This is a genomic window from Allobosea sp. FBZP-16 (assembly GCF_002831785.1).
Taxonomy (GTDB): Bacteria; Pseudomonadota; Alphaproteobacteria; order Rhizobiales; family Beijerinckiaceae; genus Allobosea; species Allobosea lupini.
In genome coordinates this window covers 696865-709197 of sequence record NZ_LNCQ01000023.1, presented here as the reverse complement: position 1 = coordinate 709197, position 12333 = coordinate 696865, and the positions used below count along the sequence as shown (strand labels likewise).

Annotated in this window: 14 protein-coding genes; 7 read left to right on the top strand and 7 right to left on the bottom strand. The window is 67.7% G+C overall.

The window, feature by feature from the left end:
- Window positions 1-39: 39 nt before the first annotated feature.
- The 4 genes from CXY91_RS13230 to pdxH form a co-directional block, all read right to left on the bottom strand.
- Window positions 40-489, bottom strand: coding sequence for a TIGR02301 family protein (locus CXY91_RS13230; RefSeq protein WP_100961849.1), 450 nt, complete (start codon window positions 487-489; stop codon window positions 40-42).
- On the bottom strand, window positions 486-980 hold the full coding sequence (locus tag CXY91_RS13225) for an NUDIX hydrolase (RefSeq protein ID WP_349236591.1): 495 nt from the start codon (window positions 978-980) through the stop codon (window positions 486-488). Before CXY91_RS13225 ends, CXY91_RS13230 begins: the two co-directional genes overlap by 4 nt.
- Complete coding sequence (locus CXY91_RS13220) at window positions 977-1699, bottom strand: SDR family NAD(P)-dependent oxidoreductase (RefSeq protein WP_091838316.1); 723 nt, start codon at window positions 1697-1699, stop codon at window positions 977-979. The genes CXY91_RS13225 and CXY91_RS13220 overlap by 4 nt, the downstream gene beginning before the upstream one ends.
- 71 nt (window positions 1700-1770) lie before the next feature.
- Entirely contained in the window at window positions 1771-2385 is a 615-nt protein-coding gene (pdxH, locus tag CXY91_RS13215; RefSeq protein ID WP_091837665.1) for a pyridoxamine 5'-phosphate oxidase, read from the bottom strand.
- Between the two features lie 148 nt (window positions 2386-2533).
- On the opposite strand from pdxH, the gene CXY91_RS13210 reads away from it, so the two are divergent.
- From CXY91_RS13210 to CXY91_RS13190, 5 genes are all read left to right on the top strand, one after another.
- Window positions 2534-2974 carry an RT0821/Lpp0805 family surface protein gene (locus CXY91_RS13210; RefSeq protein ID WP_248307461.1) on the top strand — a complete coding sequence of 147 codons (441 nt, stop codon included), beginning with the start codon at window positions 2534-2536 and terminating at the stop codon, window positions 2972-2974.
- An 85-nt stretch (window positions 2975-3059) separates the two neighbouring features.
- On the top strand, window positions 3060-3983 hold the full coding sequence (locus CXY91_RS13205) for a DnaJ C-terminal domain-containing protein (protein ID WP_100961847.1): 924 nt from the start codon (window positions 3060-3062) through the stop codon (window positions 3981-3983).
- A 97-nt stretch (window positions 3984-4080) separates the two neighbouring features.
- Window positions 4081-4920 (top strand): enoyl-ACP reductase FabI, encoded by an 840-nt coding sequence (gene fabI, locus CXY91_RS13200; protein WP_091837658.1) that lies wholly within the window; start codon window positions 4081-4083, stop codon window positions 4918-4920.
- A 108-nt stretch (window positions 4921-5028) separates the two neighbouring features.
- Window positions 5029-5283 (top strand): AbrB/MazE/SpoVT family DNA-binding domain-containing protein, encoded by a 255-nt coding sequence (locus CXY91_RS13195; RefSeq protein ID WP_091837655.1) that lies wholly within the window; start codon window positions 5029-5031, stop codon window positions 5281-5283.
- Window positions 5277-5597: a type II toxin-antitoxin system PemK/MazF family toxin gene (locus CXY91_RS13190; RefSeq protein ID WP_100961846.1), complete on the top strand. Its 321-nt coding sequence runs from the start codon at window positions 5277-5279 to the stop codon at window positions 5595-5597. The genes CXY91_RS13195 and CXY91_RS13190 overlap by 7 nt, the downstream gene beginning before the upstream one ends.
- Here CXY91_RS13190 and folK read toward each other — a convergent pair.
- The 3 genes from folK to folP are packed head-to-tail and all read right to left on the bottom strand — an operon-like array spanning window position 5585 to window position 7304.
- The gene (gene folK / locus CXY91_RS13185) at window positions 5585-6109 is read right to left on the bottom strand and encodes a 2-amino-4-hydroxy-6-hydroxymethyldihydropteridine diphosphokinase (protein ID WP_100961845.1); all 525 of its coding nucleotides are present in this window, start codon (window positions 6107-6109) and stop codon (window positions 5585-5587) included. The genes CXY91_RS13190 and folK overlap by 13 nt on opposite strands.
- Entirely contained in the window at window positions 6106-6474 is a 369-nt protein-coding gene (gene folB / locus CXY91_RS13180) for a dihydroneopterin aldolase (RefSeq protein ID WP_091837644.1), read from the bottom strand. Before folB ends, folK begins: the two co-directional genes overlap by 4 nt.
- Window positions 6471-7304 carry a dihydropteroate synthase gene (folP, locus tag CXY91_RS13175; RefSeq protein WP_100961844.1) on the bottom strand — a complete coding sequence of 278 codons (834 nt, stop codon included), beginning with the start codon at window positions 7302-7304 and terminating at the stop codon, window positions 6471-6473. Before folP ends, folB begins: the two co-directional genes overlap by 4 nt.
- A gap of 145 nt (window positions 7305-7449) precedes the next feature.
- On the opposite strand from folP, the gene CXY91_RS13170 reads away from it, so the two are divergent.
- Together CXY91_RS13170 and CXY91_RS13165 are read left to right on the top strand one after the other, a co-directional pair.
- Complete coding sequence (locus CXY91_RS13170; RefSeq protein WP_199777421.1) at window positions 7450-8058, top strand: histidine phosphatase family protein; 609 nt, start codon at window positions 7450-7452, stop codon at window positions 8056-8058.
- A 224-nt stretch (window positions 8059-8282) separates the two neighbouring features.
- Window positions 8283-12290: a Pls/PosA family non-ribosomal peptide synthetase gene (locus tag CXY91_RS13165; RefSeq protein WP_100961843.1), complete on the top strand. Its 4008-nt coding sequence runs from the start codon at window positions 8283-8285 to the stop codon at window positions 12288-12290.
- Window positions 12291-12333: the final 43 nt, after the last annotated feature.

Here is a 12333-nt window from a genome sequence, read left to right as displayed (position 1 = left end):
GCCAAAATCGTTGATTGTCCCGAAAACGGGCATCCTGCTTCAGCCGCCGAAGCGGCTCGCCAGCGCCTTGGCCAGCTTCTCGCCCTCTTGCGCCAGACGGGCGGAGGCCTCCTGGGTGCCGTCGCTGCAGGTGCGGTGCGTCGCCGAATAGGCGCGGTACCCGCGGTTATAGGCGCTGGCCAGCCGCTCGCGCCGCTGGGGCGAGCGGCCTTCCGATTCGAGCAGGGTTGCCATGCGTTCGCGCCAGTCCTGCGCCTCGCGGGCCTCGCAGAGCGTGCGCAGATAGGAGAGCGAGCCGATGATCTCGGCGAGCTGCAGCAATTGCGGCTCATAGGGCGGGGCGGGCGATTCAGGTTCCGGCGGGACCGGCTCGGCGGGACGTTGCTGCTGCTGTTGCGGCTGGGCCGGCCGCCGGGCCTGCGCCAGCAGCGCCTGCGGGCTCGCGGTCAGCGCGGCGAGCATCAGGGCTGCGAGCGCGCCTTTCGTCATGCGCCGGCCTTGCCAGCTACAATGGCGGCAGCGCGGCGCAGCACGTCGCCGAGCTCGCGCGTCGTCGGCAGGCCGCCGAGCTTGAGGGGATCTGCCCACATCACGGCGCCGGCTTCGGGACCCGGCCGCGGCTCGCCGGAGAGCCATTCCCCGACGAAGGAAGCGATGACGAAATGATGGGTCACCGCGCCCTTGGGGTCGCGGCCGACGATCTCGACATGGCGGTTGAAGCCGATGATCCGGGCATTGATGCCGACCTCCTCCTCGAGCTCGCGCAGCGCCGCCTCGTCCAGGCTCTCGCCGGCCTCGACCTTGCCGCCCGGCAGCGACCAGAGCTGGTCGGCCGGAGGCTTGGTCCGCGTCGCCAGCAGGACCTTGCCGTCGCGGAAGACGGCGATCGAGGCGGCCAGCACCGGGCGTGCCGCGGCGCGGGCGGGATTGGGGAAGGGGATGACCCGGTTGTTGTCCTGGCCGTTGTCCTGCCCGCTCACACGTGCTGCCCGCCATTGATGTGGAGCTCGGCGCCGGTGACGTAGCTCGAGGCATCGGTGCAGAGGAAATGGATCGCCTTGGCGACCTCCTCGGTCTTGCCGAGGCGCTGCATCGGCAACTTCTCGACGATCTTGTCGGTGCCGGGGGAGAGGATGGCGGTATCGATCTCGCCGGGCGAGATCGCATTGACGCGGATGCCGAGCGGGCCGAAATCGGCGGCCATCTCGCGGGTCAGGCTGGCGAGCGCCGCTTTCGACGTCGCATAGGCCGCCCCGGCGAAGGGGTGGACGCGCGAGCCGGCGATCGAGGTGACGTTGACGATCGCGCCCTTCGCGACGGTCAGCTCGTCGAGCAGACCGCGCGCCAGCATGATCGGCGCGAAGAAGTTGACCTGGAAGACCTGATGCCAGTCGTTGAACGAGGTCGTCGCAGCGCCGAGCCGGCCGCCCTTCGGCCCCTTCGGCGAGATGCCGGCATTGTTGACGAGCGCGTTGAGCTTGCCGCCCTCGGCGGCGAGACGCTTCTTGATCTCGGCGATGCCGCGCATCGTGTCCTCGGGGTCGCCGAGGTCGATCTGGACATGGTCGTCGGCGCCCGAGGGCCAGGGGCACTTGTCCGAGAAGGCCTGGCGCGAGCAGGAGAGGATGCGCCAGCCGGCCATGGCGAACTGCATCACCGTGGCATGGCCGATGCCGCGGCTGGCGCCGGTCAGCAGCATGACCGGGCGCTTGCCCGCTTCAGTCTTCGGGAAGTCGAACTTGGGCATGGCCATGTGGTTGTGACTTTCCCTCAGGGGTAGAGCCGCGCCTTCGTCCAGGCGTCGGCCGGCGTGGCGCGGCGGAAGACGATGCGGTCATGCAGGCGGAAGGCACCGTCGCGCCAGAACTCCATGTAGACCGGGGCGATGCGGAAGCCGGTCCAGTGCGGTGGGCGCGGCACCTCGCCGACGCCGAATTTCAGCGCGTAGCTCGCCACCGCCTTTTCAAGCGCGAACCGGCTCTCAAGCGGCCTGGACTGCTGCGAGGCCCAGGCGCCGATCCGGCTGTCACGCGGGCGCGACTGGAAGTAGGCGTCGGCCTCGGCGTCGCTGACGCGGCTGACCGGGCCCCGGAGGCGGACCTGCCGGCGCAGGCTCTTCCAATGGAACAGCGCGGCCGCCTTGGGCTGGCCGGCGAGCTCCTCGCCCTTCTGGCTCTGGGTGTTGGTGTAGAAGACGAAGCCCTCGGGGCTGCGGCCGTTGAGCAGGACCATGCGGGAATTGGGCATGCCGTCGGCATCAACCGTCGAGAGAGCCATGCCGTTCGGGTCGTTCGGTTCGGAGGCCTTGGCTTCCTCCAGCCAGCTTTCGAACAGGGCGAAAGGCTCCTGAGCCTCGGTGAAGTCACCGCTCGTTAACGGATTCACGTCTTAAATCCTCGCAAGTTTTGGAAGCGTCGGGCGAGCGCGATCCGTAATGCGGTTTGAGTTGGCAGTCATATATAAGCCCCGCGCGCAGCGGAGCCAGAGGCCGCGTGAGCGCAGTCCCCTTGCATCAGGGGCATCGCTCCTCGGCGTGCTCCTGCTCGGGCTGGCCTCGGCGGGCTGCTCGATCTCCTTCCCGATCATGGGTTTGTCGAGCAAGGCCGAGGACGAGGTCGCGATGACCACCGCCTCGGTGCTGCCGGCACGCGCCGTCGAGGGCAAGAGCCCGCTCGCCACGCTCGCGCCCGATCTCGGTCCCGAGGACTGGCGCCGGGCGGATGGCGCCATGGCGCTGGCGCTCGATCCGCAGGGCAACGGCGCGCCGGTTTCCTGGGACAACGCCCAGAGCGGCATGAAGGGCACGTTCACGCCGGTCGGCGGGCCGTTCCTGAAATCGGACGAGATCTGTCGCGCCTTCCTGGCCTCGATGAGCCTGCAGACCGGCCCCGTGAAACTGCAGGGCACCGCCTGCCGGCCGTCGGGTGGCGAATGGGCGGTGAAAGATGCAAAACCGTGGAAAGGTGCGGCCTGAAGCCTGTTGCAACCGCGCCACAGTCTTCCCATCTAGGGAGCGGTTCCGGTACGCCGGAATACGAAGCTTCCGAGGGTGTGTTTGAATGCGTGATCCGTATCAGGTTCTGGGCGTGGCGAAATCGGCCGACGAGGCCGAGATCAAGAAGGCTTATCGCCGCCGCGCCAAGGACCTGCATCCCGACCGCAACCAGGGCGACCCGAAGGCGCAGGAGAAATTCTCCGAGCTGAACACGGCTTATGAGGTCCTCGGCGACGCCGACAAGCGCAAGCAGTTCGATCGCGGCGAGATCGACGCCGAGGGCAAGCCGCGCTTTTCCGGCTTCGAGGGCATGGGTGCCGGGCGGCGCGGTGCGCAGCATGGCGGCTTCGATTTCCATTTCGACGGCGGCGGCCCCGGCCGCGGCGGCGATCCCGGCTTCGATCCGGCCGACATCTTCGGCTCGCTCTTCGGCGAGGCGGCCAGACGCGGTGGCGGGCGTGGCCGGCAGAGCCAGCCGCAGAAGCCGCCGGAGCAGAGCTTCACCCTCGAGGTCGGGCTGGCCGAGGCGGTCAATGGCGGCACGCGCCGGGTGAAGCTGCCCGGCGGGCGCGAGGTCGAGGTGACGATCCCCGAGGGCGTCGCCGACGGCAAGGTCATGCGCCTGCGCGGCCTCGGCCAGACCCATCCGCTCACCGGCGAGGCCGGTGACGTCTTGATGACGATCAAGGTGAAGCCCGATTCCCGCTTTACCGTCGACGGCATCAATCTGCGAGCGCGCGTTGCGGTGCCGCTGGCGACCGCGGTGCTGGGCGGGCCGATCCATGTGCCGACGCTGTCGGGCGCCGTCGAGATGAAAGTGCCGCCGCTGACCGGCACGGCGCGCCAGTTCCGCCTGCGCGGCAAGGGCCTGCCCGGCGCCAAGAAGGGCGAGCATGGCGATCTCTTTGTCTCCATCGACATCGAGATGCCCAGCGAGGATGCCGAGCTGACAGCGCTGATGAAGGCGCGGGCCGGCGGAGACGCCTGAACAGGATTTCGGCACAGGGCGCTTCCACCCTTCGGCCGCCTCGGTTATGAGACCGTCCGGTTCTCTTTTGCCGGTTCGTCCAGTTCGAAGGTCTCAGATGCCTGAATCCAGCAGCGCCGCCCCGACCGCCAACCTCCTGCGGGGCAAGCGCGGTCTCGTCATGGGCGTCGCCAACAACCGCTCGATCGCCTGGGGCATCGCCAAGGCTGCGGCGGATGCCGGCGCCGAGCTCGCCTTCACCTATCAGGGCGATGCGCTGAAGAAGCGGGTCGAGCCGCTGGCGCAGCAGCTCGGCGGCCATGTCGTCGGCCATTGCGACGTCACCGACGGGGCGACGATCGACGCCGTCTTCGCCGAAATCGAAAAGCTCTGGGGCAAGCTCGACTTCGTCGTCCACTGCATCGCCTTCTCCGACAAGGACGAGCTGACCGGCCGCTATGTCGATACGACCGAGGCCAATTTCTCGAAGTCGCTGCTGATCTCCGCCTATTCGTTCACCGCGATCACCCAGCGTGCCGAAAAGCTGATGCCGGATGGCGGCTCGCTGCTGACGCTGACCTATTACGGCGCCGAGAAATGGATGCCGCACTACAACGTCATGGGCGTCGCCAAGGCCGCGCTGGAATCGAGCGTGCAGTATCTCGCCGCCGATCTCGGCCCATCGAAGATTCGCGTCAATGCGATCTCGGCCGGGCCGATCAAGACATTGGCGGCCTCGGGCATCGGCGATTTCCGCTATATCCTGCGCTGGAACGAGTACAACTCGCCGCTGCGCCGCACGGTCACGATCGAGGAGGTCGGCGAGACCGCAGTCTTCCTGGTTTCCGACATGTCGCGCGGCATCACCGGCGAGGTGATGCATGTCGACGCCGGCTACCATGTCGTCGGCATGAAGGTGCCGACCGCGCCGGACATCTCGCTCGACAAGGGCGAGTAAGGTTGAGGCGCGCCCGCAACGGCGTGTTGCAGGGGGCCTATTCTGTAGCTACTTTGTTGTAACGGAATAGCATATCGCCTATCTTGCTCGCGAGAGCGGGAGCGAGCGATGCTGAGTGCAGTCAAGAAGTTCGGGAACTCTGCCGGCATCCTGATCCCCAAGCCTTTGCTGGCCGAGATCGGCGCCAAGGCCGGCGACAGCGTCGAACTCAAGGTCGAGGGCGGGCGCCTCGTGATCGAGCCCGTTATCCGCCCGGCGCGTGCTGGCTGGGCCGAGGATTCGCAGCGGCTCGCACGGGAACAGGACGACGGACTCGTCTGGCCGGAATTCGGCAACAGCGAGGATGAGACCCTGACATGGTGAAGCGCGGCGAGATCTGGCTGGCCGCGCTCGATCCAACGATCGGCAGCGAAATCCAGAAGACACGGCCTTGCCTCGTCATCTCGCCGCCGGAAATCCACGATCATCTGCGGACTGTCATCGTCGCACCGATGACGTCGGGCAGTCGCCCTGCCGGCTTTCGTGTGCCGGTGCAGCTTCAGGGCGTCGACGGGCTGATCCTGCTCGAGCAGAGTCGCGCGCTCGACAAGCTAAGGCTCCGAAGGAAGCTCGGCAGCGTTGCCGACGCGACCCTCGGGCAGGTGTTGCAAACCTTGCGGGAGCTCTACGCGGACTGAGCCGGTGAGACGGAGTGCAGCCGGCGTGTTCCGTCCTCGTCCCGGTTGACATCCTGGCTCGCGATCACTGCCAGCAGATCAGCGACGCTGCGTTCCCCTATCGTGATCCCCGGCGCGATCTCCGCCAGCGGCGCCATCACGAAGGCGCGTTCGGCGATGCGCGGATGCGGGATTTGCAGGCCGGGCCGATCGATCGTCTGCCCGCCATAGGTCAGGATGTCGATGTCGAGCGTGCGCGGGCCCCAGCGCTCGCGCCGTTCGCGGCCGCTCTCGCGCTCGATGGCGAGGCAGAGCGACAGCAGGTCCTCGGCCGGAAGCGTGGTCTCGATCAGAACCGCCATGTTGCGGAATTCCGGCTGGTCGAGCTTGCCCCAGGGCGCTGTGCGCCAGACCGAGGACACGGCCTTGACCTCAACGGCGGCGTGCGCGCGCAGCCGCGACAGGGCCGCAGCGAAGGCCGCCACGGGATCGCCGAGATTGCCGCCGAAGCCGAGGGTCGCCTCGACGATCACCGCGTGAAGTCCAGCTTGACCCCGACCGAATCCATGCGGCCCGGGATGGGCGGGGCGGGCTTGCGCAGCGTGACCGCGACCTTGGTCACGGCGGGGTATCCGGCCAGGATCGCCTCGGCCAGAGCCCGCGCCGCCGCCTCCAGCAGCTTGAAGCGCTTGCCCGAGAAGGTGCGCGTCACCAGGCCGACGACCTCGCCATAATCGACGGTGTCGGCGATGTCGTCGCTGAGCGAGGATGCCCGCAGATCGCAGTCCAGCACGAGGTCCATCGAGAAGCGCTGGCCGAGACGGCCCTCCTCGGCGAAATGGCCGTGATAGGCGTAGAGGTCGAGCGCCTCGATGAAGATCTGTCCGGTCGCGCTCATTGTGCTGCTCCGATCGCCGCCCAGATCTTCAAGGCGTCGACATGCTCGTCGACGTCGTGGGCGCGGATGATGGCGGCGCCTTGGGTGACGCCGTAGAGATGCGCGGCGATGCTGGCGGCGACGCGCTGCGCCGGCACCGCCTTGCCGATGACATGGCCGAGCACCGATTTGCGGGAGGCGCCGAGCAGGACCGGGCAGCCGAGCTCGCCGAGCCGGCGAAGCTCTCTCATCAGCAACAACGACTGCTCCGCAGTCTTGCCGAAGCGGCCGATGCCGGGATCGACGACGATCTGGCTGCGCGGCACGCCGGCTTCGATGGCGATTTCGATTGAGCGTTCGAGGAAGCGCATGACGTCGCTGAGGATATCGAGCCCGGGATCGACCCTCTCGCGATTGTGCATCAGGACGATCGGGGCGCCATGGCGGGCCGCGACGCCGGCGATGGCAGGCTCGCGTTGCGCACCCCAGACATCGTTGACAATCGAGGCACCCGCCTTGAGTGCGGCGTCGGCGACTTCGGCCTTGTAGGTGTCGATCGAGATCGGGATGTCGCTCTGCGCGACGATGCCGGTGATCACCGGCAGGACACGCGCGAGCTCGCTTGCCGCATCGAGGCGGGTATGGTCCGGCCGCGTCGACTCGCCGCCGACATCGACGATGTCGGCGCCCTGCCGCGCCAGCGTCAGCCCATGCGCGACCGCCACGGCGGGGTCGGCGAAGAGGCCGCCATCCGAAAAGGAATCCGGGGTGACGTTGACCACGCCCATCAGCAGGGGCCTGGCGCCGAGGTCGAGCCTGCGGCCATCCGGCAATGTCAGCGTGGCGCTCATGCGGCGATCGGGTTGATGCTGGAGGCTGCCTCTTACACATGGCGGCGGGGCGCGGCCACCACAAAGCTCACGAGGCGGTGAGGATGCGGCCTGCGGCGGTTTCGCCGCTTTGACGAGCCGGCCTGCAGCGTGCATGAGGCGAGGCATGATCCCGCTGACGATTCCCGGCCGCCTCTTCCTCGTTCGCCACGGCGAAACCGACTGGAATCGCGAGGGCCGGTTGCAGGGCGGGAAGGACATTCCGCTCAACGGGCTTGGTCGCATGCAGGCCGAGGAGGCGGCGCGCCGGCTCAAGGCGCTGACGCCGAACTACGCCACCGTCGACTATGTCTGCTCGCCGATGGAGCGGGCGCGCGAGACGATGACGATCCTGCGCCGCGAACTCGAGCTGCCACCGGACGGTTTCCGCATCGACGAGCGCTTGCGCGAGCTGACCTTCGGCGACTGGGAAGGCTTCACCTGGCGCGAGATCCGCAAGAGCGCGAAGGCCAGCGAGCGAGAGCTCGCCCGAGCGCGCGAGAGCGACAAATGGGGCTTCGTGCCGCCTGGTGGCGAAAGCTACCGCATGCTGGCCGAGCGGATCAGGCCGGTGCTCGAAGGGCTGGCGCCGGACACGGTTATGGTCAGCCATGGGGGCGTGGCGCGGGCGGTGCTGGCTCTGATCGGCGCCGTCGGCACGGCGGATGCGGCGCGTGTCGAGATCTGGCAGGGCAAGATCCTAGTGGTCGAAGGCGGCAAGGCGACCTGGATGTGAAAGGCGGCCGCAGGTGCGGCGCCGACGCTTGATACCATGCCGTCTTCAGGCTTGCCGTTCAGCCGCGGTTAAGCCAAATCTGCTCAGATACGGCCGGCAGGCGAGTTTCCGCGCGGCTGCGGGTGTCCGGCCTTGGATTCGATGGACGCGTCGTCGCGGGGAGGCGGGGCGTTCGACGTGAGGTGCAGGCCGGGCGATCAGGCCGCGACCTGCGGCGGGGCAGAATGAACGACATCACCACGGTTTCGGCGGGCGGCGCCGATACAGGCGCGACCGCGCTTGCGATGCTGGCGGGCGAGAAGCGGCCGGAGCTGCTGCGCGACGAGGTGCTCGCCGAGATCTTCGCGGCGAGCGTCTCCGCGCGCCCCGATCACCCGGCGCTGATCTGCGGCGAGCGGCGGCTGAGCTATGCCGAGGTTTGGGCGGAGGCGCAGAAGCAGGCACGCGGGCTCGCGCTGTCCGGCGTCGGGCCGGGCGACATGGTCGGCCTGTGGATGCCGCGCGGCATCGAGCTCCTTGTGGCGCAGATCGCGATCACGCTGTCGGGTGCCGCCTGGCTGCCCTTCGACGCCGAGGCGCCGGTCGAACGCATCGCGATCTGCCTCAACGATGCCAGCGCCAAGGGGCTGGTGACGCAGACCGACTGGAAGGCGCGTGCCGCTGCGACCGAACGCACGATCTGGTGTCCGCAGCAGCTCGCCGAGGCGAGCGACGGCAAGCCGATGCCGGCTCGTCCTGTCGGGCTGACGCCGGACCACCCGGCCTATCTGATCTACACCTCGGGCTCGACCGGCACGCCCAAGGCGATCGTCATCAGCCAGCGCAACATCTGCCATTTCCTGCGCTCCGGGAATGCGCTCTACGGGATGGGTCCGGAGGACATCGTCTTCCAGGGCGCCTCGGTCGCCTTCGACCTGTCGATGGAGGAGATCTGGACGCCCTATCTCGTCGGCGCGACCCTGTTCGTGGCGACGCCGCAGATGATGGGCGATGCCGAGAAGCTGCCCGCGATCCTGACCGATGCCGGCGTCACCGTGATCGACACGGTGCCGACCCTGCTCGGCATCCTCCCGGCCGACGTGCCCTCGCTGACATTGATCCTTCTAGGCGGTGAGGCGCTGCCGCCCTCGATCGTGCAGAAATGGTCGAAGCCCGGCCGGCGCATCTTCAACACCTATGGGCCGACGGAAGCGACGGTGGTGGCGACGGCCGCGCCGGTCGAGCCGGGCGAGACGGTCACCATCGGCCGGCCGATCCCGAACTACACCGCCTATATCGTCGACGACGAGATGAAGCTGACCGGCGTCGGCCAGCAGGGCGAACTGCTGATCGGTGGTCCCGGCGTCGCCAAGGGCTACCACTTGAGGCCGGAGCTGACGGCCGAGAAGTTCATCGCTAATCCGTTCGGTGGCAGCGGCGGCGACCCGGTGCTCTATCGCTCCGGCGATGCCGTCAGCCTCGACGAGAACGGTAACATCGTCTTCCACGGCCGGATCGACGACCAGGTCAAGATCCGCGGCTTCCGCGTCGAGCTCGGCGAGATCGAGACGGCCTTGTCCGACGAGGCCGGCATCAGCCAGGCCGCGGTGGTGCTGCGGACCGATGACGGCATCGAACGCCTCGTCGCCTTCCTGGTCGGCGAGCCAGGCGTGCAGATCGAGGGCAAGGTACTGCGGGCGTCGCTGCGCGAGAAGCTGCCGCCGTACATGATCCCGGCGCATTTCGAGCCGGTCGGCTCGCTGCCGCGCATGATCTCCGGCAAGGTCGACCGCAAGATGCTGAAGGCCGCGCCATTGACGGCGCCGGCCGCCAGCGGCGAGCAGGAGCCGCCGCGCAACGAGACCGAGGCCGCCCTGCTCGACGCGGCCAAGCGCGTGCTCGGGGCGCAGGCACTGCCGCTGGAAGCCGACTTCTTCGTCGATCTCGGCGGGCATTCGCTGCTGGCGGCGCGCTTCATCTCGATCGTGCGAGAGACGCCGGCCTATGCCGGCATCACCCTGCAGGACGTCTATGGCGCGCGAACCTTGCGGGCGATGGCGGAGCTGCTCGATTCGCGCGGTATCCGGGCCGAAGAGGACCTCTCCTTCACGCCGCCGCCGCTGCGCCGCCGCTTTCTCTGCGGGCTGGCCCAGGCGATTGCGCTGCCGATCATCATCAGCCTGTCGACGGCGCAATGGCTCGGCATCTTCGTCAGCTACATGCTGCTCTCGGGCGAAGAATTGTCGGCGATGGCGCAGGTCTTTGCGCTGCTCGGCATCTATGTCGCGATCACGCTCGTCACCGGCTTCATCGCGATCGGCCTGAAATGGCTGGTGCTCGGCCGGACCAAGCCCGGCACCTATCCGCTCTGGGGCGTCTATTATTTCCGCTGGTGGTTTGCCTCGCGCGTCGCCGGGCTCGTGCACATCAAATGGCTGCAGGGCACGCCGGTGATGCGCTTCTATTGGCGCCTGCTCGGCGCCAAGGTCGGGCGCGACGTCATCATCTCCGATTACGAGGCTGGCGCGGTCGACCTGGTCACGCTCGGCGACGGCACGACGCTGGGATCGAAGACCACCTTCGCCAATGCCGAGGCTGTTGGCGCCGACTTCATCATCGGCCGCATCACCATCGGCAAGGACGTCTATGCCGGCTCCTCCGTGGTGTTCGGCCATGGCTGCACCGTCGGCGACCATGCCGAGATCGGCGATCTCACGGCGATCGCGCCGGGTGCCACCATCGGCACGGCCGAAATCTGGGACGGCTCGCCGGCGCGCAAGACCGGCATGGTCGATGTCGAGGCCCTGCCGCCGCAAGCCGAGGCCAGCGCCGGGCGCCGGGCGGCGATGACGCTGTTCTACATCGTCATGCTGATCGTACTGCCGCCGATCAGCCTGTTGCCGATCTTCCCGGCCTTCTGGCTGTTCGACAGGATCGACAACTGGGTCGCGACCTGGTCGGACGTCAGCTATCTCTGGTATCTGCCGATCCTGACCTGGCCGACGGCGATCGGGCTCATCACCGTCACGGTCTTCCTGATCTGCGCGCTGCGCTGGGCGATCCTGCCGCGCGTCTCGTCGGGCACCTATTCGATCCACTCGGGCTTCTACGCCCGCAAATGGACGGTGGCGCTGGCGACCGAGGTGACCCTGGAGACGCTGTCCTCACTGTTCGCGACGATCTATATGCGCTTCTGGTACCGGATGATGGGCGCGCGCATCGGCAACGGGGCCGAGATCTCGACCAATCTCTCAGGGCGCTACGACATCACCGGGATCGGCGCCGGCAACTTCATCGCCGACGAGGTGATCTTCGGCGACGAGGACATGCGGCGCGGCTATATGCGCCTCGACATGACCCGCACCGGCGAGCAGGTCTTCGTCGGCAACGATGCGGTGGTGCCGCCGGGTGCGGTGATCCCCGACAAGGTGCTGATCGGCATCAAGTCGAAGCCGCCGGCGAACGAGCTGATGAGCCCAGGCGACACCTGGTTCGGCTCGCCGCCGATTAGGCTACCGACGCGGCAGAAGGTCGATCTCGGTGCCGACTGGACCTACAAGCCCTCGACGGGCAAGAAGCTGGCGCGCGCCGTCTTCGAGGCACTGCACACCTCGTTCCCGGCGATGCTGTTCATCTCCTTCGGCACGCTCGCCGTCGATCTCGTGCTGCAGCAGAAAATCTTCGACCGCGACTGGGTCGGCCTCGTATTCGCCTTCATGGGCTGCGCGGTGCTGATCGCCGTCACTCAGGCGCTGATCTGCGCGCTGATGAAATGGTTGCTGATGGGCGTCTACAAGCCGGTGATGAAGCCGATGTGGTCGTTCTGGGCGATGCGCACCGAGGCGATCGCCGTGCTGTACTGGGGCCTGGGCGGCAAGGTGCTGTTCGACTATCTACGCGGCACGCCGTTCCTGCCCTGGTTCCTGCGCCTGTTCGGCGCGCAGTACGGCCAGGGAGTCTGGCTGGATTCGACGGACATCACCGAGTTCGACTGCATCAAGGTCGGCGACTTCTGCACCGTCAACGCCCATTCGGCGCTGCAGACCCATCTCTACGAGGACCGGGTGATGAAGGTCGGCAAGGTCACGCTCGGCAAGGGCGTCTGCGTCGGCGCCGGCGCGACCGTGCTCTACGACACCCATGTCGGCGATTACGCCCAGATCGGCCTGCTCACCGTGATCATGAAGGGCGAGAACCTGCCGGCGAACACCCGCTGGGAAGGCGCGCCGGCGGTGCCGGCGGCGGGGCATTGACCCGCGGTGTTTGCCAGCCTTCCGCCATGGGACTAAGAGCCTG

What these genes read in the sequence shown, in the direction of transcription:
- CXY91_RS13205 (WP_100961847.1), top strand. Translation starts at nt 3,060, where the DNA reads ATGCGTGATCCGTATCAGGTTCTGGGCGTGGCGAAATCGGCCGACGAG.
- CXY91_RS13230 (WP_100961849.1), bottom strand. Translation starts at nt 489, where the DNA reads ATGACGAAAGGCGCGCTCGCAGCCCTGATGCTCGCCGCGCTGACCGCG.
- folP (WP_100961844.1), bottom strand. Translation starts at nt 7,304, where the DNA reads ATGAGCGCCACGCTGACATTGCCGGATGGCCGCAGGCTCGACCTCGGC.
- CXY91_RS13190 (WP_100961846.1), top strand. Translation starts at nt 5,277, where the DNA reads ATGGTGAAGCGCGGCGAGATCTGGCTGGCCGCGCTCGATCCAACGATC.
- CXY91_RS13220 (WP_091838316.1), bottom strand. Translation starts at nt 1,699, where the DNA reads ATGCTGCTGACCGGCGCCAGCCGCGGCATCGGCCATGCCACGGTGATG.
- CXY91_RS13165 (WP_100961843.1), top strand. Translation starts at nt 8,283, where the DNA reads ATGAACGACATCACCACGGTTTCGGCGGGCGGCGCCGATACAGGCGCG.
- CXY91_RS13195 (WP_091837655.1), top strand. Translation starts at nt 5,029, where the DNA reads ATGCTGAGTGCAGTCAAGAAGTTCGGGAACTCTGCCGGCATCCTGATC.
- fabI (WP_091837658.1), top strand. Translation starts at nt 4,081, where the DNA reads ATGCCTGAATCCAGCAGCGCCGCCCCGACCGCCAACCTCCTGCGGGGC.
- folB (WP_091837644.1), bottom strand. Translation starts at nt 6,474, where the DNA reads ATGAGCGCGACCGGACAGATCTTCATCGAGGCGCTCGACCTCTACGCC.
- CXY91_RS13170 (WP_199777421.1), top strand. Translation starts at nt 7,450, where the DNA reads ATGATCCCGCTGACGATTCCCGGCCGCCTCTTCCTCGTTCGCCACGGC.